Raw genomic sequence first — 23,291 nt, 5'->3', positions numbered from 1 at the left:
CGAGCCGTTGGACCGAGCCGTCTTCAGCCGAACGGGCTACCGCGACAGACATGCTGCCGGACGCTTGTATTCACGTTTGCAACATGCTGCAATAACAAAATCGATACTTTTTACTCACCTGCCAGCGGCCGGCAGCTCCCCATGCAAGGAAGAAGCGGACCCGAACAGCGCTACTCGGTGCAGATCCTGCGCGCGATCGCCGCCAGCACGGTGGTCTACCTGCACACGTTCACGCCGCCGTCGTTCGGGCTGTTCGGCGTCGACCTGTTCTTCCTCATCAGCGGCTTCGTGATGTGCCTGGTGATCGACCACAAGGAGCCGAGCCCGGGCGCCTTCATGATCGATCGGGTGACGCGCATCGTGCCCTTGTACTGGGCCGTGACGACGATGGTGCTGCTGGTGGCCTGGCTGGCGCCGAGCGTGATGGGCACCACGGTGGCCAACGTGCCGCACTACCTGCTGTCGCTGATGTTCATCCCGCACTTCCGCGACGACGGGCAGCTCTTCCCGATGCTGATGCCCGGCTGGTCGCTGAACTACGAGATGCTGTACTACGCGATCATCGCCATGGTGCTGGTGCTCGACCGCCGGCACTACAAGCGCCCCCTTGCGCTGGCACTGATCGCCGTCTACGCCTTGTCCAACGGGGCCTGGCTGGATCCGTCGAGCGCCAGCGGGCAGTTTCTCCACCAGACGCTGTGGCTGGAGTTCGTCCTGGGCATCGGCTGCTACCAGATCCATCGGCACCGGCTGCTGGAGCGCCTGCCCAAGTCGGTGGCACTGGTAGGTGCCGTGCTGGCCTACGTGGCGATGGTCAGGTTCGAGGGCACGGCCGACCGGCTCTTCACCGCCGGTATTCCGAGCTTCTTCATGCTGCTGTTCAGCCTGCAGCTCGAAGGCGCCATCCGCCGTCTCGACGCGGCTGCGCTGCGTTTCATCGTCCACATCGGCGATGCCAGCTACGCAACCTATCTTTCGCACATGTTCGTGATCGGCTTCGTCGAGCGCATCGTCTTCGCGCGGCTGCATATCGACAAGAACACCGCGACCGCGCTTTTCACCCTGGCATGCTGCCTGGCCGTGGGGTCGCTGCTCTACCGGTTGGTCGACAAGCCGCTGATGCGACTGGCGCGCCAACTGGCGCGATGGCTGTTCGACCGGCAGGCGGTCCCCGAAGCGCGCCGCTCGGGCAGCCGGCCCTGACGCGGCCGCCGGCCCGAAACCTCACACCGCGCGCGGAGCGCTGCGCCTGGGCGCCGGCGCCAGCGCCGCGAGCATCGGGCGCTCGACCCACAGGTAGAAAAGTACGGAGACGCCGACGCACACCAGGCTGATCGCCACGAAAGCCACGACCGCGCCCGCCCTGCCCTGCAGGCCTGCCGCCACGGCCAGCTTGCACAGCACGGCGATGAGCGGAAAGTGGATGAGGTAGAGCGCATAGGACGCGTCGCCAAGCAACGCGCCCGCGCGCGTGCGCATTTGCGCCGGCCGCTCGCGCTCGGCCTGAATCAGCGCCGCGATCGCAATCGCTCCGGACAGGCCGTACCCGAGGGCAAACCAGGTGCCGTGCGCCTCGTTGCGCCAGGTTGCCAACGCGCACAGGGCAAGAAAGAGAACGCCGGCCCCGATCGCCACCGGCACCGGGCGGGGCATGCGCCAGCCCGCGCGTTCCAGGCCGCCGACGGCGGCGCCCATGCCGAAGAGGATCATCAGCGGGTTGGCGAGAAACGACAGCGGGAACTGCTCCGCCCAGGCCCAGCCCATCGGCCGCGCGGCGACCACCACGGCCAGCGCCGCCACGGCCGCCCAGCCGAGCGCCGGGTTCACGATGGCCAGGCCGATCAGCGCGTAGAACACCAGTTCGTACTGGAGCGACCAGGCCACGACGATCACCGGCGCCCCGGTGCCGCCGACCACGGCCGGGTCCTGCGGCAGCAGCAGCATCGAACGCAGCAGCACCGCGGCATCCGTCGGCATGGCATCGCGCAGGGCCGGCACCAGCAGCGCGCCCGCATAGACGCCAAGGAAGATCACCAGATAGGTCGGATAGATGCGCGTGACGCGCCGCCGCACGTAACGTCCGAGCCGCTCCGGGTGCCCGAAGTCTCCGCCGTGCACCAGCACGATGATGAAGCCGCTGAGAACGAAGAAGAAGGCCACGCCGGCGGAGCCGCCGGAAATGAACAGGCGCGCCAGCGGCTCGGCCGCTGCCCCGAAGTACTTCTCCTTGGCCAGGTTGCCGCCGGCGTGGAAGAACAGGACCAGCACGGCGGCCACCGCGCGGCAGGCTTGGATGGACTGGTACATGTGGGCTCGCGGCGAGAACAGGACCGTGCGCTGCGCCCAGGTGGGCGCCGATATTTAAACCTTTGTTTACATTGTCACAATCCAATGCGCAGTGCAAGCGGATATGACGAAAGGACGAGCCGCGGCGCACCGTGCCCGGAGCAGCCGGCAGCGGTCATCGGAGGCGATCGAGTTGGCGGGCGCCCGGCGAACGCCGCACCCGCCTAGCGCTGGACGTGCCGGCGCATGCGCTGGGCGACGACGCAGGGGTCGCGCCGCAAGGCGCAGGTGGCGTACTGCCCGATGTGCCGGCCGTCGAGCTTGAGCTCGACGTTGGCGAAATACTGGTCCAGCGACGCGCCGGCATCGAACAGGCAATGCTCCAGCGAATCGAAGGTGCCGCTGTCGCCGGCCGCCTGGGCGCCGTTGGCGGTGATCTGGTAGGTGTAGGCGTTCGCCGCCACGCACTGGATGTGGACCAGGGGTTTCATTTCAGGGCGCTGTTTCTTGGGGGGCAAGGGCACTGGGTGGCGAGGGTCAGGCGAATGCGAATCTCGGTGCCGATCCTCGCCGCGGGGGCCAGTCAGGTAAATAGTCCATTTGGACCGGCCGGGCCAGCGCCGCCTTGGGCAAAATCCACGCAGCCATGCTGCCGCCCAGAATCCTGCTCATCGACGACCATTCGCTGTTCCGCTGCGGACTGCGCATGGTGCTCAGCGCCGCCATCCCCGAGCTCGAGGCCGCAGAAGCCGCCTCGCTCGAGGAGGCCATGCGCATGCCGCTGCCGCACGACCCGACGCTGGTGCTGCTGGACATCCAGCTGCACGGCCTCAACGGGCTCGAAGGGATCGCGCTGGTCAAGCGGCGCTGGCCGCAGGCGGCGGTGATCATCCTGTCGTCGGAAGTCGCGCCGCAGAAGATCGCCACGGCCATCGAGCGCGGCGCTGCCGCCTTCGTCTCGAAGGCCGATCCGGCCGACCGGATCCTGGCCGTGATCCAGCAGGTCCGCCTCGGCCGCACTGTGACCGCGCAGCAACAGCCCGCGCCGCAGGCGCCGCTGCTGACGCCCCGGCAAAGCGAGGTGCTGGACCTGATGTGCCAGGGCCTTTCCAACAAGCTGATCGGGCGCCGCCTGCAGCTTTCCGAGAACACCGTGCGCGGCCATGTCCAGGCGGTGCTGGCCGCGCTGCAGGTATCGAGCCGCTCCGAGGCCAGCTTCGCGGCGCGCCAGCGCGGCATCGTGGCCTGATGGCGGCCGACACCCAGCGCCTGCCCGAAGACCGCATGCTGGTCGAGCAGCTGCGGCTGCAACTGGGAAACATCGGCAGCTCGGTGATCCCCACCCTGCTGGTGGCGCCGATCCTGGTCTTCGTGCTGGCCAACGAGCACAACGGCTTCGCACTGGGCGCGTGGTGCGGGGCCATCGTCGCCTTCAAGCTCTTCCTGGCCTGGGATGCGCGGCGGCTGCTGGCGTCGGTCATCACGCCCGACAGCGCCCGCGGCATCCTCCGGCGCAAGATGGCGCTCAACCTTGTCGACGGCGCGCTGTGGGGCGCCCTGGCGTGGGCGGCGCTGGGCACGACGTCCGTGGCCGGCACCGTGCTGGTGGTGGCGGTGCTGGCCGGGGTGGCGGGCAGCTCCATGTCGTCGCTGGCGCCGGTGTTTCCGGTGTTCGTGGTCTTCGGCCTGTCCGAGGCCGCGGTGCTGGCAAGCAAGCTGTGGCTCATGGACGATCCGGCCTACCGGACGCTGGCCGGGGCGGTCGTGCTCTACGTGGTCGCGCTGATCGGGCAGGCGCGCAACGGCGCGAGCGCGGCGCGCCGCGCCATCGGCCTGCGCTTCGAGAACCTGGAACTGATCGAGCGCCTGCGCGTCGAGAGCGGGCACGCGCGGCAGGCGCACCGCGCCGCCGACGAGGCCAACCTGGCCAAATCGAAGTTCCTGGCCGCCGCCAGCCACGACCTGCGCCAGCCCATCCATGCCCAGGGCCTGTTCCTGGAAGTGCTGGCGCGCACGCCGCTGACGGTGGAACAGCAGGCCGCGCTGGCCAACGCGCGCGCCACCTGGCAGGCCTCGGCGGAGATGCTCGACACCCTGCTGGACTTCTCGCGCCTGGAGGCCGGCGTGGTCCGGCCGATGATGCAGGCCTTCCCGCTGCAGCGCCTGCTCAATCGCATCGAGAACGAACTCGCCCCGCTGGCCGACACCAAGGGCATCGTCTATCGCTCGCGCGAGACGCGGGCGGTGGTCCACTCGGATCCGGCCCTGGTGGGCCTGGTGCTGCGCAACCTCGTATCCAACGCGATCCGCTACACCGACAAGGGCGGCGTGCTCGTGGCCTGCCGCGCGCGGGGCGCCTCGGTCGTGCTGGAAGTCTGGGACACCGGCGTCGGCATCGATCCGGCCGACCACCAGACGATCTTTCGCGAGTTCCACCAGCTGGGCAATGCCGAGCGCGACCGGCGCAAGGGCCTCGGCCTCGGGCTGGCCATTGCGCAGGGCCTGGCGCGGGCCCTGGGCCAGGAGCTCGTCCTCGCGTCGCGGCCCGGGCGCGGCAGCGTGTTCCGGCTCGCGCTGCCGCTGGCGCGCGTGGGCGTGGTGCCGCCGCAGCCGGGCGCGGACATCATCGTCGCCGGGGCGCACAGCTTCGACGACGTGCGCGTGCTGGTGATCGACGACGACGAGACGGTGCGCACCGCCATGCAGCAGCTCTTGCGGGCGTGGGGCTGCCAGTGCCAGGCGGCCGATTCGGTCGAGGAGGCGCTGGCCGACGGCGGCCCCGTCCGGCCCGACCTCGTCATCGTCGACTACCGGCTGCGCGAACAGCGCACCGGCGCCGACGCGGTAGCCGCATTGCGCGCCGCCTTCGGCCAGGACCTTCCCGCGCTCATGATCACCGGCGACACCGCGCCGCAGCGGCTGCGCGAGGCCATCGCCAGCGGCGTGCCCCTACTGCACAAGCCGGTGCTGCCCGACGAGCTGCACCGCGCCATGCAATACCTGCTGAGCGGGCGCGAGCTCGATTCGTCGTTCGCGGAACTCAACGCATTCGCCGCGTGACGTGCGCCGCGCCGGCAACCGGCGCCGGCGTCACGCACCACACCCGCGCAGAACCTGCTTGCGGTATCCCCTGCAGGCCTGTGCCGCCGGGATGAGGTAGTGCGGGGGATAGCCGTCGACGATCGCCTCGGGGAAGTACTCCTTGAACGACGCCATGAAACCCTTCGGATGCCAAGGCTCCTGCCGCCAGCCGGTCAGGCCGCGCCACATCTCCGAATAGGCGCTGTAGCCGGCGACGACGACGAGCAGGACGAGCGCGGCCTTCGCAGCCCTTCCGGTCGCACGCGACTCGAGCATGTGGTGCAGGCTCATGCCCGCGATGACGATCGCCGGCAGTGACGCTCGCATCGTGAGGTCGTTGGAAGGACCATAGACCAGCAGGGGCAGGACCAGGAGGGTGAACGCCGCCGCCAGGCCCACGGGGCGGTTCGGCAGCCGGCTGCAAAGCCACGCCAGCGGAATCGCCTCGGCCACGTAGAAGAAAGCCAGCCAGCCGCTGCAACGCAGCCACTGCGCACCACAGGACTGGTAGTAGAAGCCCTTGCGGATCGGGCCGGACTCCAGCGTGAGGTACCAGCTGATGACCAGCATGATCGCCAGGATGGCCGCGGCGAACCCCCATTTGACCTCGCCAAGGCGCCGGCGCAAGGTCGATCCTTCCAGCGCCGACCAGGCCTGCGCCGCAATCAGCGGGATCGTCCCGAGGAACACCAGCGGCGACCAGAGCATGGTTCCCGCGGCAGCGAGCACGAGGACGTGGAGCCGACCCATGGGCGACTCGCCGCCGCCCTGCCGCGTCAACGGAAGCACCGCGCAGAACAGCAGGGCCGGAAGCAGATGATTCGGCACCCAGATCATGGCCGTCGTCAGGCCCGAGTACTGGAAGGTCGACCACCACTCGACATGAAAACCGAAAGGCGGAAGCGCCACGCCCTTGCGCAGCGCCAGCAGGCCCGCTCCCACGAGATCGAGCCCGTTGATGCACAAGAGAACGAACAGGAACGCCGCCAGCATCCTGCCCGCGGTCTTCCTGTAGAGGGAATGCAAGGCAATGGCACATGTCAGCGCGGTCGTGATGAACAACACGGTGCGCAGCGTGCCGATACCGGAAACGCCCCCGAACACCGCCGCGACCGCGTAGTACGCGCCCGGAAACCTGAACAGGAAGGAACGTCCATCGGCATCGAGCAACTGCCATGCGGGTTCGCGGAACTGGTCGAGCGCCTCGAGCCTGACGAACCAGTCGGTGTTGATCGTCATGACGAACGGCAGGCCGGTGAAGGCGGCCCACGCCAGCGAGAACAGCACGATCGCCGCGGCTGCGGAGCGCGCCGGGCGTTCGCGCCGCAGCGCGGCCCGGAACACCCCGCCGCGCCCCACCTCGACGAATGCGTACGCCAGCAGGATGGTCAGCACGATGGCGACCTTGGGCTGGAGCGTGATCCAGAGCCAGATCGCCGACGGAACCCACAGCGCGGCCAGCACCGGCAACGTGCCCTCCTGGTCGGACGGAGATTGGCGATGGCCGAGCCCGGCCGTGGAGGACTTGTGAACGTCGTCGGGCATGGCGGGGTGGAATGCCTTTCTGGTCGTCAACGCGGGGGCCGACAACGCCAAGTCATGAGTACGAAGGTTTTAACTGAATCCTACATTCACTCACGTCCCGTCACAACTGGATGGCTTGGAATTGAGCCGTCTGCGAGTTCACGCGTGGCGATTCGACGGCGGACGGGCCCCGGCGTGCGAAGCGATAAGCGCTTGCGCGTGCGCCGACACCGTCATCGCCAGACAGGCCGTCAACCGCCTGGCATAAGGAACGTGGAGGAACTCGTTCGGTCCATGCGCGTTGGCATGCGGGCCCAGCACGCCGCAGGCCATGAACTGCGCGTCCGGGTAGGCCGAGCCGAGCAGGCCCATGAGCGGTATGGTCCCGCCCTGGCCGATGCTGGCAAACCCGTGTCCGTCGAAGCAGGCCCGGCTGGCCGCATGCAATGCCTCTTCCAGCCAAGGCGCGAAAGTTGGCGCATTCCAGCCCGTGGCATGCCCACGGTCCGGCACGAAACGAACACCGGCGCGATAGGGCGGCGCGTCTTCCAGCACGCGCTGCACGTCGGCCAATGCCTTGGCGCTGTCGACGAGCGGGGGCAGTCGCAGCGACAGCCGGAACGCCGTGCGGGGGCGCACGACGTTGCCTGCGGTCTGCCGTGGCGGCAGTCCTTCGGCCCCGATCACCGCCAGCGACGGCCGCCACGCGCGATTGAGCAGTGCCTGTTCCGGATCGGTAGTGACCGGCAGCATCGGCTGGCCGTCTTCGCCGCAATGCCATCGAAAGCGCTTCCAGGCCTGCTCGCCGAGGATGCGCGCGGCTTCGCGGGTCTGCGCCAGCCGGTCGGCCGGCACGTCGCAATGCAGTGCGGGCGGCAGCAGGCGTCCGGTGGCACTGTCTTCCAGCCGGTCGAGTACGTTGCGCAGCACACGGAAGCTCGACGGCACGATGCCGCCTGCATCGCCCGAATGGGCGCCCTCTTCCAGCACCTGCACCTCCAGCGTGCCGCCGCAGTAGCCGCGCAGCGAACTCACGAGCCACAGGCGCTCGTAGTCGCCCGCGCCGGAATCGAGGCACACCACCAGCCCCACCTGTCCGATGCGCGGCTTCAGCCCTTCGAGGTAGTGGGGCAAGTCGTGACTGCCCGATTCCTCGCAGGTCTCGATCACCCCGACGCAGCGCGGACGCGCGCAGCCCTGTTCGTGCAGGGCCTGCAGCGCTGTGATGGCGGCGTAGATGGCGTAGCCGTCGTCCGCGCCGCCGCGGCCATACAGCCGCGTGCCGTCGTACACAGGCTCCCAGGGCCCAAGCCCGGCGCGCCAGCCCTCGAACTCGGGCTGCTTGTCCAGGTGGCCGTAGAAGAAGACCGCATCGTCCGCATCGCACCCGCGGGCGGGAAGCTCGAAGTAGATGAGCGGCGTACGCCCGGGTGCGCGCAACACTTCCACCTGCAGCCCGGGCAACGGCTGGCGCCGTGCCCAGGCGGCAGCATCGTCCACCACCCGATCGAGCAGGCCGCGCGATTCCCAGTCGGGGTCGAAGGCCGGGCTCTTGGCGGGCACGCGGATGTAGGCCTGCAGCAGGGGCAGCAGTTGCTCGTCCCAGCGCCGGTTGCAGAAGTCCTGCACGCGGCCGGCGTCGAGGACGGTCGCTGCGCCCTCAGGCATGGACTGCATCTGCCCCGGCCCGGGGCGCAAAGGCCTGGCCGATGGCCGCTTCCAGCGGTTGGTACAACTCGGGCATGAACATGGTGCGCGACAGCAGCAGGTTCGAACCGGGGGCATGCAGCACGCGGATGCGTTGGCCTTCGGCCACGCGGGCGGAAACCAGCGGGTGGCCGTCTTCGCCGAAAGTCATGACGAGGTCGGGGAAGGCTGCCGCTGCGCGGCCTTGCTGTTCCAGCACCATGTATTCGTTGACGAAGTGCAAGGTGGTCGCGCCGTCGTCGTCCAGTTCGACGATGCCCACGTCCAGTCCTTCGCGCTGTTCGCAGCGGTAGCGGCGCACGGTGCCCTGTGCGATGAAGCGGCCGTTCAGGTGGCGGGCCGCGCCGTCCATGCCGCCGTCGAGGTAGGCCTTGCCCAGTGCGATGGCAAAGCTGATCGCGCCCGGCGCGCCATGCTGCTGCGCGTAGCCGACCGTGACCGGATTGCGTGCCACGGCCACCAGGCCGCCGGCGTCGATGGAGGCGCGGCGTACCACGGCGGAAGTCGCCTCCAGCCGTCCGCTTGCCACGCCTTCGATATAGCGCTCGGGCGCGCCACCGGCGTAGCCCTGGATGGAAAGGTAGTCGCTTTCCTTGTGCAGGCCCAGCGCGCCCATGACGCTCGAGGGATGGGCGCGGCCGTTGCACGCCAGGTCGATGAGCGGCAGGCCGCACAAGGCGGCGTGGACCCAGCCGTTGACGGTGGTCTCGGCGCCGTTCTCATTGGTGTGCATGGCCGCCAGGCGGCTGCCGGCAGGCAGTTCGCGCTGCAGCAGTTCGAGCGTGCGCATCAGGTGGCGCGGCTGCACGAGCGGGTTCGGCGCCGCAGGCGCGCCGACCAGCGCGACCGTCACCGAAAGATCGCGTGCATCGAACTCGTCGACGCTCCACAACTCGGGCGTGCCGAGTTGCAGCGCCAGGCTCGCGGCGCGCTCGCCGGCTTCGATGATGCCGCCGCCGCCACCGCCCAGGATGGCACCGCCCATCACGGCAGCTTTCACGTCGTCGATCGTCAGTTTGCGTTTCATGCGGATCTCCGTTTGGAAAATGAGGTTGCCTACTTGCGCATTGCCTTGAATGCGCCAGAGAAGAAGGAATAGAGCGCGTCACCCGCGATGACGCCGCCGGCAAACACCTCCATGCGGTCGCGCGCACCCGGTCCTGCGATGCGAAGCACGACCAGGCGGAACACGATGCCCAGCGCCACCATCCAGCCGGCAGCAGGAAAGCTGATCAGGAGGCCGGTGGCGAAGAGCACGCCGAGTTGCTGGCGCGAGCCGCCTACCAGCTGCAGCAGCGCACCGGGAATGGCCCACAGCGCCAGGCTTCGGGCCGTCTCCATCGAGATGCCGGCCTTGATGGCGGCCACGTAAGCCGCGTTGATGGGCGCGGTCTGCCTGTTGGCGAAGAAGATGTGATAGGTGGCCAGAACCACGACGATGGCGACCACGAAGCCGATCATCCCGGCGATCATCTGCTGGCGGCGCCCTTCCATCTCGAAGGCGGGATCGGCGCCCTCGCCGCGCAGCATGTAGCCGGCCTTGAGGTCGTACCCCATGTCGGCGAACGCCGGGCCGGTCGCTGCCGAGAAGCCCGCCAGCACGACCAGCGCCTCTGGCGGGAAGCCGATCAGGATGCCGATGAGCAAGGTGATCAGCGCCACCGCAAAGGCCGGGAACCAGCCCGAATGCATGGCGGCGATGCCCACGATGAGCTCGTGCACGAACGCGGCGAACGTGCCGAACACCACGAAGGCCACCAGCATGCCGACCGACATGCCGGTGTAGATGCCCGTGCCGACCGTCAGCAGCAGCGTGATGGCAAGGTAGCCCGCAGTGCCCAGGCGCAGCGAGCGGCCCAGGCGTGCTGTGGCGTCGGTCTGTGCCGACGTCCCCGCGGCCTGCGACGGAGCGCTGCGCCGAACCACCACGCGCGCCACCTGCATCAGCGCGACGAGGCCCGCGCCGATCATCATGCCGTGCGGGATGTAGAGCTTGGCGATGTCCAGGCCGAAGATGGGCATCGAATAGCCGCGCAGCAGGAGCCCGATGCCGAATGCGCTCATGGCGCCCAGGCCACCGATGAGCGACACGCCGAAGGCCGACATCGGCAAGGCGAAGACGGCGCCCGCGACCCCGGTGACCAGGCCGCCCAGCAGCAGCTTGGCCTGCGTGCCACCCGTGTCGCCGGCCTTGATGGCCTCGGCCGCGGCGATGCCCAGCGGCCAGGGATTCTTCGCCGGAAAGGCCGGCGTGTCGAACATGCGGTAGAGCAGCCAGGCGTCCAGCAGCATGGCCAGCGACACGCCCACCAACATCGGCATCACCATGTCCGGCAGGCCGAACAGGAAGGGAATGCCGATCGGCAGGAACAGGCTGTTGGCTGCGCCGAAGGTGGCCGACGAAATGCTGGTCTGCGCCAGATTCTGCGAATGCACCGAGCGGAAGCCCTTGAACATGGCCAGCGGAATACGCGCCAGCGTCATCGCCGCCAGCGCGCCGATGAGCGAGGTGCTCGGCGTGATGCCCAGGCTGGCCAGGAGCTGAATGCCGACGATGGCGCCGAACACGCTCAGCACCACCGTCAGGATGAGGTTGCCGGGCGCCAGCGCGCGCGGATGGCTGGCGGCTGGTTCGGGCGTTGCCGGCATCGGTCCGGCAGCTGCGGGGTGGTTCATGGGTTGTCTCCTGGTCGATGTCTCGCTAGCCTCGGCCAGGAACCGCACAAGTTCCATAATTTCGAACCGAGTACGATATTATGGTATTCGACCCTCTGCCCATGTCAAGTCCGCCGGGCGGGACCGCGCGGGCGGTCCATTGCGCGGATGGGCGCGGTTTATGATCGAAAAGGAGACACAAGGACGATGAGCACACTTGCCAACGCCATGGACGTATTGAAGTTGATGGCGCGGCTGCGGCGCGACATCACGGTGACGGACGTGGCCACCGAGCTGGGCGCGCCCAAGAGCTCCGTCTCGCGCACGCTGAGCATGATGGCCGAGTACGGCTTCCTGGATCGCGATCCGGTCACACGGGCCTACCGGCCGGGCGGGCTGATCATGGAGGCGTCCTATCACTTCCGTGCATCGCGCAACGCCTCATCGCTGCTCGAGGACGAGCTCGACGCACTGGTGCGCGAGACCGGCTACACGGGCTACATCAACATGCTCGACGGTGCCGACTCCATGGTGGTGCAGATGCGCACCGGCACCGGCGGCGCGCTGCAGGTCTACACCCCGGTCGGCACGCGCGCGCCGGCCTATGCCAGCTCGATGGGCCGCGCCATCCTCGCCAGGCTCACCGATGCCGAGGTGAACCAGCTCATCGGCAGCCGGCTGGAGGTGCGTCGCGGAGACACTCCGCGCACGCGCAAGGACCTGCTCGAGCGGCTCGCGGTCACGCGCGCCCAGGGCTGGGCGTTGTCGCGCGGCGAGTTCGTGACCAACGTGGCGGGCATCTCGGCCGCGGTGGTCGACGCCGCCGATCGCCAGGTCTACGGCATCGGCATCGGCCTGCCGGCGCAAGACCTGACGGACGATCTGATCCACCGCTTCGGCCGGCGCGTGCGCGACGCAGCGATGAAGGTGGGCAAGCAGATCGGCGACGCCTACTGGCTGGACTTCCCTGCGGACGCGCGGCCGGCCACTGCGTCGAAGCGCGCCTGAGCGCGGCCCGAGCCTAGAGGAAGGCGCCCAGCGCGCCACCGAGCACGCTGCCGGACACCAGTACTGGCAACGTGCAGCCTGCCTCGCGCAACGCCTGCTTGTGGCGCGGTGAATAGCCCATGCAGTCCAGCACCAGCGCCTGCGCACCTTGCGCCTGCAGCGCCGTTGCTGCGGCGACCAGTGAGCGAGCGCTGTCGGCGTACGGCGAGCCGGAGGCGAAGAGCGCCGTCCTGTCGAGCATTCGCCACTTGGCCCGCGCCTCATGCTCCTGGCCCGGCATCGGCACGATCACGCCGGCCTGTACGCCGCGCAGCAGGCTTGCGACCGTGCCGCACACCACCGCATCGGGTTCGACCAGCCAGGCACGCCGCGTGCGCAAGCCCGGGAATTCGCCGGTGCACAACAACACCACCACATCCACACCTTCGTCCTCGAGACGATCGATGCAGTGCTGCAACTGCTCACCGATGGCTGCAGCGCCCAGCGTCACGACACCGCCATCGGCCATGCGACTGATCAATTGCGCGCCGCCGGCCTGCGGGCCGAAGCGAGCGTCGACCGCAGCCAGGTCCAGTCCGTCGAGCACGCCGGCATGACGAACTTCGACGTGATCGGGCAGGCCCTGCTCGATGGGATCCGACAGGTCATGGCGAGGCGCCTGTCCGATGGTGAGGAAAGCAAGCCGGAGGGAGGACATAGGCATGGTTCGAATATCGGGAACACAGTTCCATAATACTGAACTTTCACCAATGTTCAACGGTTCTGCCCGACACGCGCGCGACGCACAGCCGAAGCCGAGCGCGCTCGATGGTCGGTCGACGTGAACGCCGTGGAGGCCCGATGCAGGGCCGTGCCGGGTCGGAACATTGCACCGGCCGACGATCCGGAAACCGTTAGAATCCGCAACCGTTGCGGGTGTAGTTCAATGGTAGAACGGCAGCTTCCCAAGCTTCATACGAGGGTTCGATTCCCTTCACCCGCTCCACTCCCCTCTCTCTCGATTCCAGTCGGCGGCCATAGAGCGTCAGCCCCGCGATGCCCTGCTGTCGCGCGACGCAAAGACGAAGAACTTGCTCAACAGGAACGAGATCGCGAGGTAGACGACGCCCGCGGGAACTTGCGCCAGTCCCTCGTGCACGTGCATGTGCCGGATCAGGAACACAAGCACCGCCAGATTGGCCAGCCAGGCCAGCAGGACGACGGACACGAACCGCAGAAATTCGGTCCGGGCCGCCCTTGAGCTTCGAAAAGTGAAGCGGCGGTTCAGAAAATACGAGACCACCACGCCGACCGCGTAGCCGAGAACATTGCTCGCCACCGGTCCCATGTGCAGCAGGTACATCGACGCGAAGATGATGCCGTAGCCGACGAGGGTGTTGACGACCCCGACCGCCGCGTAGCTGAGCAGTTGCCGGATGGACTCGACCCGGCCCTTCATGCGTATCGCTCCAGCCAGTTGCCGGCCGCACCGCGGCTGCAAGCCCAGCCCCAAATGGCACCTGTGTGGCCACACGTCATGAGCGTTCTTCCCTCGATTTCCGTCTTCATCCCGGGTGCGGGACAGTGCGCGGCCCCGGCACCGCGACTCGTGCGGAGTATGCGTTTCGGCAGATTTGCAATGTAATAGTTTGGTGCTAATCTTGCAGATGTATCTTAGATGACACATTTGTGCCACACAACGGTGAAGGTGCTCAGCGATGAAGTCTTGCCCAGAACTGCTTGGCCGGCCCCCTCTCCTGTCGATCGTCGTCCCGTGCTTCAACGAGGAAGAGGTGATCGGGGAGACCGTGAAGCGCCTTTGCGAGCTCAGCGGCGAGGTCAGCGGGATGGACGTCGAGCTCATCTTCGTGGACGACGGCAGCCGTGACCGCACCCGCGAACTCCTTCGCAACTTCCAGGCCGACGACCCGCGCATCAAGGTCATCGGCTTTGCGCGCAATTTCGGTCACCAGATCGCGGTGACGGCCGGCATCGACGCGGCCAATGGCGACGCGGTGGTGCTGATCGACGCAGACCTTCAGGATCCCCCCGAGATCGTCCTGAAGATGATCGAGAAGTGGCGCGAAGGCTACGACGTCGTCTACGGCACGCGCACCGAACGGGCTGGCGAATCCGCGTTCAAGCGCGGCACGGCACGGGGCTTCTACCGCCTGCTCAACCAGTTGTCCGACGTGAAGATTCCGATGGACACGGGCGACTTCCGCCTGATCGGGCGCAACGTCGTCGACACGCTGCGCGCCATGCCGGAACGGGATCGATTCGTTCGCGGCATGGTGAGTTGGGCCGGCTTTCGGCAGATCGCCCTGCCCTACGCGCGTGCGGAACGCTACGCCGGGGTGAGCAAGTATCCGCTCGTCAAGATGGTGCGCTTCGCAATGGATGGCATCCTGTCGTTCTCGACCAAGCCGTTGCAGCTTTCCGTGGCGATGGGCATGAGTTGCGCGGTGATCGCCATCCTGGGAATTTTCTATTCCCTGTTCGTGCGGCTATTCACCAGCGTCTGGGTGGAAGGCTGGGCGGCCCTGATGATCGCCGTGCTCTTCGTCGGCGGCGTGCAGCTGATCTCGGTGGGCATACTTGGCGAGTACGTCGGCCGGATCTACAACGAGATCAAGCAGCGGCCCTTGTACGTGGTCCAGGAGCTGCTGGGTTTTGATCACGAAGGCCCGCTCATGTCTCGCAGCCCGGTGGTGGCCGGCGAAGGCAAGATGCCCAACCGCGTCGTTGCGCAGGCATCCGTCCTCACGCACTGATTCCGCGCCCTGGGGTTCGACCAGCGGGCGGACCGCATCATTGCAACGCCCGCAGATCGATCGCTTCCGCCATCGCCTCGTAGCCGGCGTCGCCGGGATGCAAGTGGTCGCCCGAATCGAAGCGCGCCAGCAGGCGGGCCGGCCGTTGCGGATCGCGCAGAAGGCGGTCGAAGTCGACCACGGCGTCGAAGGTGCCGCTCTCGCGAATCCAGCGATTGAAGGCCTGGCGCAGGGCCTCCTTGGCCGGGCTGTAGTGGCCTTCCAGCGGCGTGCCCTTCAACGCGTCCTCGAAAGGCGTGACGGTCGCGCCGGTCACTCGCACGCCGTGCAGGTGGGCCTGCTCGACGAGTTGCCGCATGCCTTGCGTCAGTTCGTCGAGCGAAGGGGGCGCCTCGTCGGGCGCGAACGGGCCGCCGGGCCAGCCGATGTCGTTGGTGCCCAGCATCACGATCACCGCCCGCACACCGGGATGCTGCAACACGTCGCGCTGCAGGCGTGCCAGCGCGCTCTCGCCCATGCCGTCGCGCAGCAGCCGGTTGCCGGATATCCCGGCGTTGAGCACGGACACGCCGCGCGGGGCCAGGCGCCTGGCCAGAAAGTCGGGCCAGCGGCTGTCCGTTCCGGGTGTGGACCCGTTGCCATCGGTGATGGAGTCCCCGAGGGTGACTACGGTCGACGGCGCGTTCTGCGCCAGCACCATCACCGCCGCCAGGAAAGCACGGCTGTCCAGCGCCACGCTGCCCTGCGCCTCGGCCTGGCCGACAGCGTCGCCGGGCAATAGCAGCGCGCGCTCGCGCGCGTCCCAATGGAATCCAGCCGGACGGGTGGCCTCGGGCAGGTGGATGTCCACGCGCAGACGGGCGCCGTCGGGAACAGGCAGGTCGATCGGATCGCTCAGCGCCTGCGCGCCCGCGGCAATCACGGTGCCATCTGTCCCGCCGAACTTCACCGGCAGGAACCGCCCGCCAGCTTCCGCCGCCACCTGCACCCGACCGAGCCGCAGCGGCTGCGCGCCATGCACATTGCTCAGCACGAGCCGCAGGCGGTCGCCACCCACCGCCAACCGTAGCGACTGGCGCAGCGTCACGTCCCTCAGCGTCTCGGGCATGCCCAACGGCAGCACGTAGTCCGGGCCCCAGGTGGGTTCGGGGGCCGCCATCCAACTGGTGGCCCACTGTGCCTGCGCGGGTGCAGGCGGTTGCGCTGCTGCCGGCGCCGCGGCGCCGGCCATCTGCCAGGCAAGCAGCCACGCCACGCTCGTCTTGATCCATCTCGTATGCATTTCATGTCCTCGTTGGTTGAAAACGGGGCCACTTTGCGATATTCCGAAACGATGCAGAAGACGGCAGAATGGAAGAGCAGGACCAACAAATTGGAATAACTCATGGACAGGCTCCGAGCCATCGCCGCCTTCGTGCGGGCCGTCGAGCTGGGCGGCCTGTCAGCCGCGGCGCGCGAGCTGCGCACCACGCAGCCCACTGTCAGCAAACTGGTCGCCGGGCTCGAGCGCGACCTTGGCGTACGGCTGCTGCAACGCAGCAGCACGCGTGCCACGCCGACCGACGAGGGCCTGCGCTTTCTTGCCAGCGCGCGGCAACTACTGGTCGACTACGACGAGGCTGTCGCCGAGCTCGGCCAGCAAACGCGCGTGCCGCACGGTCTGGTGCGCATCAGCGCGCCTGTGGCGCTGGGCGAGCTGCATCTCAACCGGCTGATGCTGCAGGCCTTGCAGGAACATCCGCAGCTTCGGATCGAGCTGGTGCTGGAAGACCGATTCATCGATCCGGTCGAGGAGCGCATCGACCTGGCGGTACGCATCGGCGGCGTCTTGCCGCAGGATCTGGCGGCCCATCCGCTGGCCGTCTGGCCGCGTTATCTGGTCGCCTCCCCCGGCTACCTCGCGCGCAAGAGCCGTCCCCGGCGACCGTCCGATCTGCCCGGGCACGACTACCTGCGCTATGCCGGTCCGGACGCCCCCCTGGTGCTGGACGCCAGCGACGGCCGAAACGTGTCCGTGGAAGTGCCGGTGCGCTACCGCGTCAACAGCGCGATCGCTTTGCTCGAAGCCGTGCGCTCGGGCGCCGGCATATCGCTCCAGCCACGCTGGATGGTCGATGACCTGCTGCGCCGCGGCGAACTGGTGCGCCTGCTGCCGCAGTGGACCGGGCCCGCGCAGACCGCGCGCCTCGTCCATGCGCCGCGCCGCCAGCCAATGCGGGTGCAGGTCCTCAAGGACTTCCTGCTGGCCACGGTGCCGAAGCTGTAGGGCGGCCCGCAAGGCATACCATCGGCCGCATGTCCCTCGAACCCGGCGACCTCGCCCACATCACCGCCACCACGCTCGCGCACTACGACCGCAACGCCATCGAGTTCCGGGAACGCACCTGGGAGCATGACGTGCGGCAGAACATCGATGCCCTGCTGCGCCACCTGCCAGGCGATGCGCCCTTGTCGATCCTCGACTTCGGCTGCGGCCCCGGCCGCGACCTGATCGCCTTCACCCGGCTCGGCCATCGCGCCACCGGCCTCGAAGGCTCGCCGCAGCTCGCCGCCATGGCTCGCGAAGCCAGCGGCTGCGACGTGCTGCAACAGAACTTCCTGGCCCTCGAACTGCCGGCCGCGGCTTTCGACGGCGTGTTCGCCAACGCCTCGCTGTTCCACGTGCCGGCCCAGGAGCTGCCGCGCGTGCTGCGCCAGCTGCACGCCGCGCTCAAGCCGGGCGGCGTGCTGTTCGCCTCCAACCCGCGTGGCGATGGCCAGGAAGGCTGGCGAGGCGAACGGTACGGCAGCTTCCACGACCTGTCCGCCTGGCGCGAGCGCATGCAGGGCGCCGGCTTCGCGGAACTGGAGCACTTCTACCGGCCCGAAGGACTGCCGCGCGAACAGCAGCCCTGGCTGGCCAGTGTCTGGCGCAGGTAGACCCGGGTTGCGCGAGCCTGCCGGCGGGGCGAATAATGGTCCGGCCGGGCCTTCACCCCGGCCGGAGGTGACGCCCATGCCAAGCCGATCGAACGGCCTCGCGGCCGAAATGGAACAGATCCGCACCCTCGCGCTGGTTGGCGCGGCGGCCAGCGGCAAGACCACCCTGGCCGAGGCGCTGCTGCAGGCAGCCGGCATGATCGGCGCGGCCGGCAGCGTCGAACGCGGCAGCACCGTGAGCGACCACGATCCCATCGAACGGCGCATGCAGCACTCGCTCACCGCCTCGGTGATGCACCTGACGCATGGCGACACCCGAATTCACCTGATCGACACGCCCGGGAGCGCCGATTTCCTGGGCCAGAGCCTGCCGGCGCTGGAGGCGGTCGAGACCGCCGCCATCGTCATCAACGCAGCCACCGGCATCGAACCGATGGCCGAGCGCATGATGGCGTACGCCGCGGCACGCCACCTCGACCGCATCATCGTCGTCAACAAGATCGACGCGCAGGGCGTCTCGCCCGGCGACGTGCTGGCACGCATCCAGGCCGCCTTCGGCCGTGAATGCCTGCCGCTGAACCTGCCCGCCGACGGCGGCGCGCGCGTCGTCGACTGCTTCTTCAACCGCGGAGGCGACAGCGACCTCGGGCCGGTCGAGGCCGCGCATCGCGCGCTGGTCGAGCAGGTGGTCGAGGTCGATGCGGCCTTCGTCGACCGCTACCTCAACGACGGCGACGTCGACGCGAACGAACTGCACGCGCCGCTGGAGCAGGCGCTGCGCGAGGGCCACCTCATTCCCGTGTGCTTCGTCTCGGCCCGCACCGGCGCCGGCCTGGCCGAGTTGCTGGACGTCATGGTCAAGCTGCTGCCCAATCCGGCCGAAGCCAATCCGCCCGACTTCCTGGTCGGCGAAGGCGACGAGGCGCGGCCCTTGAAGGTGCAGCCCGACCCTTCGCTGCACGTGCTGGCCCACGTGTTCAAGGTCTCGGTCGACCCATTCGTGGGCAAGATGGGCATTATCCGGGTGCATCAGGGCACGCTGGCGCGCGACGGCCAGCTGTACATCGGCTCGAGCCGCAAGCCCTTCAAGGTCGGCAACCTGTTCATGCTCCAGGGCAAGGAGCACGTGCCCGCGGGCCGGCTCCTGCCGGGCGACATCGCCGCGGTAGCCAAGGTGGACGATCTCCATTTCGACGCCGTGCTGCACGACGCCGCGGAGGATGACCACGTGCACCTGGCGCCGCTGGACTTCCCGGTGCCCGTGCACGGCCTGGCCGTGGAGCCCCGGCGCCATGGCGACGAGCAGCGCATGTGGGAAATTCTCGGCAAGCTGGTCGACGAAGACCCGTGCCTGCGCCTCGAGCACGTCGCGGCCACCAACGAGACGGTCGTCTACGGCCTGGGCGAACTGCATCTTCGCGTGCTGCTCGAGCGCCTGCAGGAGGTCTACCGCTTCGAGGTCAACACCCGCCCGCCGCGCATCGCCTACCGCGAGACGGTGACGGCGCCGGCCGAAGGCCATCACCGCCACAAGAAGCAGACCGGAGGCGCCGGCCAGTTCGGCGAGGTGTTCCTGCGCATCGAGCCGCTCGAACGCGGCGCCGGCTTCGAGTTCGTCGATGAGGTGCGCGGCGGCACCATCCCCGGGCAGTTCATCCCGGCGGTGGAAAAAGGCGTGCGCGAGGTGCTGCAGCATGGCGCCATCGCCGGCTACCCGGTGGTGGACGTGCGCGTGATCGTCTACGACGGCAAGCACCACAGCGTGGACAGCAAGGACATCGCCTTCGCCACCGCCGGCCGCAAGGCGTTCATCGAAGCGATCCGCGCGGCGCGGCCGATCGTGCTCGAGCCCGTGGTGGACATCGACATCGCGGCGCCCGAGGAGACCATCGGCGACATCACCGGCGATCTGTCGAGCCGGCGCGGCATGGTCAGCGGCACCGCCAGCGAGACCAGCGGCGCCGTGCAGATCCGCGGCCGCGTGCCGCTGTCGGAGCTGTCGGGCTACCAGTCGCGCCTCAATGCGCTGACCAGCGGCCAGGGGCGCTACACCATGGCGCTGTCGCACTACGAGGCGGTGCCGCCATCGGTCCAGCAGACCTTGACCGCGCAGCACCGCGCCGAGGATTGACCGCGCCGGTTCGCAGCTACTGGCAGGCGTAGCCATGCGACGGTGGCTGGTGCCATTGACACGCAACCGCCTGGCGCGACGCGTAGTCCCTCATCCAGCCCCGCGTCGGACGCAGGACGACAAGGCCCAGCCCTTGTCCTTTGGCGCCGCTGTAGGACGTAGTGCCTAATAGTCGGCTGAGGTGCGTTGCCCACCGGCAACGCGCCGGGCCGTGCAACAGATGTCGCCACATGTCAGAGCGCCAGCGGGCGCATGCGTCGGCACAGGCGGCCGGATGAGGCATGATCCGCCGGTCGCCGCAGTTCCAGCCATCCTCAGTCACGCATGACCGATTCGACGACCTCCGCCTCGTACCGCTCTCCACCCCTGAAGGTCCTTTGCGTCTTCGGCACCCGCCCGGAGGCCATCAAGATGGCGCCATTGGTGCTGGCCCTGAAGGCCGATGCCCGCTTTGCCTGCCGCTTGTGCGTGACCGCCCAGCACCGCGAGATGCTCGACCAGGTGCTCGCGCTGTTCGGCCTCGTACCCGACGACGACCTGGACCTGATGCGCGCCGGCCAGAGCCTGGCCGGCCTGAGCGCGCGCGCCCTCGAAGCCCTGGACGCGGTGCTCGAGCGCGACGCGCCGGACGTCGTGCTGGTGCATGGCGACACCACCACCAGCTTCGTCGCCGGCCTGGCTGCCTTCTACCGGCGCATTCCCGTTGGGCACGTCGAAGCCGGCCTGCGCACCGGCAACCTCTACGCGCCCTGGCCGGAGGAGTTCAACCGGCGGGTCACCGGCATCGTGGCGCAGCTGCATTTCGCTCCGACGCAGCGCGCGGCCGATGCGCTGCTGGGCGAGGGCGTGCCGGCGGCGCGCATCGCCATCACCGGCAACACCGTGATCGACGCGCTAAAGCTCGTCAGCCAGCGCCTCGACGAAGACACGGCCCTCGCCGCGCGGCAGGCCGCCGCCCTGCCCGCGCTGGCCCCCGGGCGCCGGCTGATCCTCGTCACCGGCCACCGGCGCGAGAACTTCGGCGACGGTTTCGAGCAGATCTGCGCCGCGCTTGCCACGCTGGCCGATCGGCCGGACGTGCAGATCGTCTATCCGGTGCACCTCAATCCCAACGTGCAGGCGCCGGTGCGCGCATTGCTCTCCGGAAGGCCGAACGTGCACCTGATCGAGCCGCAGGACTACCTGCCGTTCGTGTGGCTGCTCAAGCAGTGCCACCTGGTGCTTACCGACAGTGGCGGCCTGCAGGAAGAGGCGCCGGTGCTGGGCAAGCCGGTGCTAGTGATGCGCGAGACCACCGAGCGGCCCGAGGCGATCGAGGCCGGCACCGCCGCGCTGGTGGGCGCCGACTGCCCGCGCATCGTGGCCGCCGTCAACGAGCTGCTGGACGACGCTGCCGCCTACCGCCGCATGGCGCAGGCGCACAACCCCTACGGCGACGGCACCGCCGCCTTGCAGATCACCACCGCGCTGGCGCGCTGGGACAGGGTGGCCGCGTGAACTGAATCGACGCGCTCGCCGCCTTCTGGCTCGCCGTCGGCATCTTGGCGCAGGGCGTAGGCTATACCCGCGTGGTCATTCAATGGATCCGCCATGGCGACACCAGGTTCTGGCCGGCCAACGGTCCGCGCTGGCTGGAGACGGGGCTTGCGCGCTGGCAGGGCCTGCGCCTGATCATGGGCTGTACATGGGCGCCGACTACTACCAGGTGCTGTCGCAGCCGCACCGGGCGCTGCGCGACTACCTGGCCGCCATGCGTGACGGGCTGGCGCGGCTCGTCCCCGGCGAAGCCGAGCGGCCGGTGTACGCCAGCGCCTTCTTCTCTAGGGCCAGCAAGCCGGAACAGTTCGCCGCCCTGCTGGCGCTCCTGCACCGCGAGACCGGCGTCGTGTGGATCGTCCAGGACGGCCTCGGCACGCACCGGATGAGCGAACCCGACACCGCGGAGTACCTGCGGGCCATCTCGCGCGCGCTGCCGCCCACGGGATGGGTCGGACTGCTGGAGGTGTTCGATCAGCGGCGGGGTCCCGGAACGGGCCCGGTCTTCGCGCCCAGCGAAGACGCGGAGGTGGAGCGCCGCCGCGCCATCTGGTGCAGCAGCGCCGGCCGGCTGCCGGAAATGACCTTCTCGCTCAACCAGCGGATTGCCGCCGCCCGGGCGCGCCGGCCGAGGCGCTAGGCGGCGCCGCGGGTTGGTGCCCGCGTCAGGCCAGGTAATGCCGCACGAGCGCGGCAACCACGACGAGCGCCCCGATCGCCAGCGCGATCGCGAGCCAGGGACTGCGCGCGCCCGCCGCGGGACGCCGGCGCGGCTCCAGGCCAGCGCGCAGCGAAGCGAATTCGGAGCGGTCGGCCTTGTGGCGCACCGAGTCGTAGTAGGGGTTGCGGTCTTGGGACATTTAGTAAGACATTGTTCTTACCTGTGGATTGTGTATCCATCCGTACTACTTCGCAATCCTGTCTTTCGGCATATCGCCCAGAAGGCCCTGGGCCTGTTCGTCGAAACCGGGCACAGGCTGTGCCTTCGCCAGCGCCATCCACACGCCGAAGGGCAGCCTCTCCTGTGGACGATGCGCCGCCGGCCGCGCGACGACCAGCCGCTCCTGTTGCACGAGCAGCACGCCGCACTCGGGCGGGACCTCGTCGGGCCGCGCGATCGACCGGCCGCGCGCGTCTTCGCCCAGCACGTACCAGCACTCGCCGCCCAGATCCAGGTAGGCGGCACGCTTGTCGGGCTTGCGCAGGTCCGACAGCAGGTCGGCCCGGCGCACCTTGATCTCGTGCACCACCGGATGGGCATAGGCTTCGACGCTGGTGTTGCGGATGGAAAAGACGTCCGGCCTGGCGATGCACCAGCGCGGCGGCTCGCCCTCCTTCGCGCCGGGCACGCGGGCCCGCAGTGCCAGGCCGCGCCAGGCGATGCGGCCGGCACGCGTCATCTCGCGCGCGACCTGCTCGACCAGCGCCTCGTGCGCCGTCATCACGGCGCGGTTGACCACCAGCGTATCGGCAATGCGCTGGATGCCGGCCTCGGTCACGCGCAGCGTCTCGTGGCCCAGCGGCGAGCGCATCCGCTCCAGCAGCCCGGCCGCCAGCAATTCCACCTCGATGCCGTCCTGGCAGGGCCAGCCGGCCGAGCGGTACATCTCGCGCAAGCGCCGCGCATGCTGGCGCCCGAACGGAATGCCGTGCCCAGGGGCTATGAAGGATTCGGACATGCAATGAGCGTA

Annotated in this window: 21 protein-coding genes and 1 tRNA gene; 11 read left to right on the top strand and 11 right to left on the bottom strand. The window is 68.7% G+C overall.

The features are described from left to right. Nucleotides 1–141: 141 nt before the first annotated feature. Nucleotides 142–1,203: an acyltransferase gene (locus tag VES41_RS09805; RefSeq protein ID WP_324816154.1), complete on the top strand. Its 1,062-nt coding sequence runs from the start codon at nt 142–144 to the stop codon at nt 1,201–1,203. A gap of 21 nt (nt 1,204–1,224) precedes the next feature. Here the strand turns inward: VES41_RS09805 and VES41_RS09800 are convergent, their stop codons facing one another. Together VES41_RS09800 and VES41_RS09795 are read right to left on the bottom strand one after the other, a co-directional pair. Beyond that, entirely contained in the window at nt 1,225–2,307 is a 1,083-nt protein-coding gene (locus VES41_RS09800) for an acyltransferase (RefSeq protein ID WP_324816151.1), read from the bottom strand. Between the two features lie 203 nt (nt 2,308–2,510). Beyond that, complete coding sequence (locus VES41_RS09795; protein ID WP_324816148.1) at nt 2,511–2,777, bottom strand: hypothetical protein; 267 nt, start codon at nt 2,775–2,777, stop codon at nt 2,511–2,513. A 155-nt stretch (nt 2,778–2,932) separates the two neighbouring features. Between VES41_RS09795 and VES41_RS09790 the strand changes: the two genes are divergently transcribed. Together VES41_RS09790 and VES41_RS09785 are read left to right on the top strand one after the other, a co-directional pair. Further along, the gene (locus tag VES41_RS09790) at nt 2,933–3,535 is read left to right on the top strand and encodes a response regulator transcription factor (protein ID WP_324816146.1); all 603 of its coding nucleotides are present in this window, start codon (nt 2,933–2,935) and stop codon (nt 3,533–3,535) included. Next, nucleotides 3,535–5,346, top strand: coding sequence for a hybrid sensor histidine kinase/response regulator (locus VES41_RS09785; RefSeq protein ID WP_324816143.1), 1,812 nt, complete (start codon nt 3,535–3,537; stop codon nt 5,344–5,346). Before VES41_RS09790 ends, VES41_RS09785 begins: the two co-directional genes overlap by 1 nt. 30 nt (nt 5,347–5,376) lie before the next feature. On the opposite strand, the gene VES41_RS09780 is transcribed toward VES41_RS09785, so the two are convergent. The 4 genes from VES41_RS09780 to VES41_RS09765 form a co-directional block, all read right to left on the bottom strand. Continuing rightward, nucleotides 5,377–6,912 carry a hypothetical protein gene (locus VES41_RS09780; protein WP_324816142.1) on the bottom strand — a complete coding sequence of 512 codons (1,536 nt, stop codon included), beginning with the start codon at nt 6,910–6,912 and terminating at the stop codon, nt 5,377–5,379. 138 nt (nt 6,913–7,050) lie between these two features. Beyond that, nucleotides 7,051–8,559, bottom strand: coding sequence for a M20/M25/M40 family metallo-hydrolase (locus VES41_RS09775; protein ID WP_324816139.1), 1,509 nt, complete (start codon nt 8,557–8,559; stop codon nt 7,051–7,053). Then, on the bottom strand, nt 8,552–9,625 hold the full coding sequence (locus VES41_RS09770; RefSeq protein WP_324816136.1) for a DUF917 family protein: 1,074 nt from the start codon (nt 9,623–9,625) through the stop codon (nt 8,552–8,554). Before VES41_RS09770 ends, VES41_RS09775 begins: the two co-directional genes overlap by 8 nt. Before the next feature lie 29 nt (nt 9,626–9,654). Further along, nucleotides 9,655–11,274 carry an OPT/YSL family transporter gene (locus VES41_RS09765; RefSeq protein ID WP_324816133.1) on the bottom strand — a complete coding sequence of 540 codons (1,620 nt, stop codon included), beginning with the start codon at nt 11,272–11,274 and terminating at the stop codon, nt 9,655–9,657. Nucleotides 11,275–11,460: 186 nt separating this feature from the next. Here VES41_RS09765 and VES41_RS09760 point away from each other — a divergent pair, with 186 nt between their 5' ends. After that, nucleotides 11,461–12,261, top strand: a complete 801-nt coding sequence (locus VES41_RS09760; RefSeq protein WP_324816131.1) for an IclR family transcriptional regulator — start codon at nt 11,461–11,463, stop codon at nt 12,259–12,261. Between the two features lie 13 nt (nt 12,262–12,274). Here VES41_RS09760 and VES41_RS09755 read toward each other — a convergent pair whose 3' ends face one another. Continuing rightward, nucleotides 12,275–12,964 carry an AroM family protein gene (locus tag VES41_RS09755; RefSeq protein WP_324816128.1) on the bottom strand — a complete coding sequence of 230 codons (690 nt, stop codon included), beginning with the start codon at nt 12,962–12,964 and terminating at the stop codon, nt 12,275–12,277. A 208-nt stretch (nt 12,965–13,172) separates the two neighbouring features. Here VES41_RS09755 and VES41_RS09750 point away from each other — a divergent pair. Beyond that, a tRNA-Gly gene (locus VES41_RS09750) sits at nt 13,173–13,246 on the top strand. 39 nt (nt 13,247–13,285) lie between these two features. On the opposite strand, the gene VES41_RS09745 is transcribed toward VES41_RS09750, so the two are convergent. Beyond that, nucleotides 13,286–13,699 (bottom strand): GtrA family protein, encoded by a 414-nt coding sequence (locus VES41_RS09745; protein ID WP_324816126.1) that lies wholly within the window; start codon nt 13,697–13,699, stop codon nt 13,286–13,288. Between the two features lie 259 nt (nt 13,700–13,958). Here VES41_RS09745 and VES41_RS09740 point away from each other — a divergent pair, with 259 nt between their 5' ends. Continuing rightward, nucleotides 13,959–15,014: a glycosyltransferase family 2 protein gene (locus tag VES41_RS09740; RefSeq protein WP_324816124.1), complete on the top strand. Its 1,056-nt coding sequence runs from the start codon at nt 13,959–13,961 to the stop codon at nt 15,012–15,014. 37 nt (nt 15,015–15,051) lie between these two features. Here the strand turns inward: VES41_RS09740 and VES41_RS09735 are convergent, their stop codons facing one another. Beyond that, nucleotides 15,052–16,296 carry an SGNH/GDSL hydrolase family protein gene (locus VES41_RS09735; RefSeq protein ID WP_324816121.1) on the bottom strand — a complete coding sequence of 415 codons (1,245 nt, stop codon included), beginning with the start codon at nt 16,294–16,296 and terminating at the stop codon, nt 15,052–15,054. A gap of 102 nt (nt 16,297–16,398) precedes the next feature. Between VES41_RS09735 and VES41_RS09730 the strand changes: the two genes are divergently transcribed. The 5 genes from VES41_RS09730 (at nt 16,399) to VES41_RS09710 (ending at nt 22,240) form a co-directional block, all read left to right on the top strand. Beyond that, entirely contained in the window at nt 16,399–17,280 is an 882-nt protein-coding gene (locus tag VES41_RS09730) for a LysR family transcriptional regulator (protein ID WP_324816117.1), read from the top strand. A gap of 29 nt (nt 17,281–17,309) precedes the next feature. Then, nucleotides 17,310–17,933, top strand: a complete 624-nt coding sequence (locus tag VES41_RS09725; protein WP_324816115.1) for a class I SAM-dependent methyltransferase — start codon at nt 17,310–17,312, stop codon at nt 17,931–17,933. A 76-nt stretch (nt 17,934–18,009) separates the two neighbouring features. Beyond that, nucleotides 18,010–20,064, top strand: coding sequence for an elongation factor G (gene fusA, locus VES41_RS09720; RefSeq protein WP_324816113.1), 2,055 nt, complete (start codon nt 18,010–18,012; stop codon nt 20,062–20,064). A gap of 324 nt (nt 20,065–20,388) precedes the next feature. Continuing rightward, entirely contained in the window at nt 20,389–21,561 is a 1,173-nt protein-coding gene (wecB, locus tag VES41_RS09715) for a non-hydrolyzing UDP-N-acetylglucosamine 2-epimerase (RefSeq protein WP_324816111.1), read from the top strand. Nucleotides 21,562–21,748: 187 nt separating this feature from the next. Next, nucleotides 21,749–22,240, top strand: a complete 492-nt coding sequence (locus tag VES41_RS09710; protein WP_324816108.1) for a hypothetical protein — start codon at nt 21,749–21,751, stop codon at nt 22,238–22,240. A 25-nt stretch (nt 22,241–22,265) separates the two neighbouring features. On the opposite strand, the gene VES41_RS09705 is transcribed toward VES41_RS09710, so the two are convergent. Beyond that, nucleotides 22,266–22,460 carry a hypothetical protein gene (locus VES41_RS09705; RefSeq protein WP_324816105.1) on the bottom strand — a complete coding sequence of 65 codons (195 nt, stop codon included), beginning with the start codon at nt 22,458–22,460 and terminating at the stop codon, nt 22,266–22,268. 45 nt (nt 22,461–22,505) lie between these two features. After that, complete coding sequence (locus tag VES41_RS09700) at nt 22,506–23,279, bottom strand: hypothetical protein (RefSeq protein WP_324816103.1); 774 nt, start codon at nt 23,277–23,279, stop codon at nt 22,506–22,508. Nucleotides 23,280–23,291: the final 12 nt, after the last annotated feature.

The sequence above is a fragment of the Variovorax sp. genome, assembly GCF_035634955.1.
Taxonomy (GTDB): domain Bacteria; phylum Pseudomonadota; class Gammaproteobacteria; order Burkholderiales; family Burkholderiaceae_C; genus Variovorax.
Note: the sequence above shows the minus strand (reverse complement) of the source record. Positions and strands in the feature narration are given on the sequence as shown.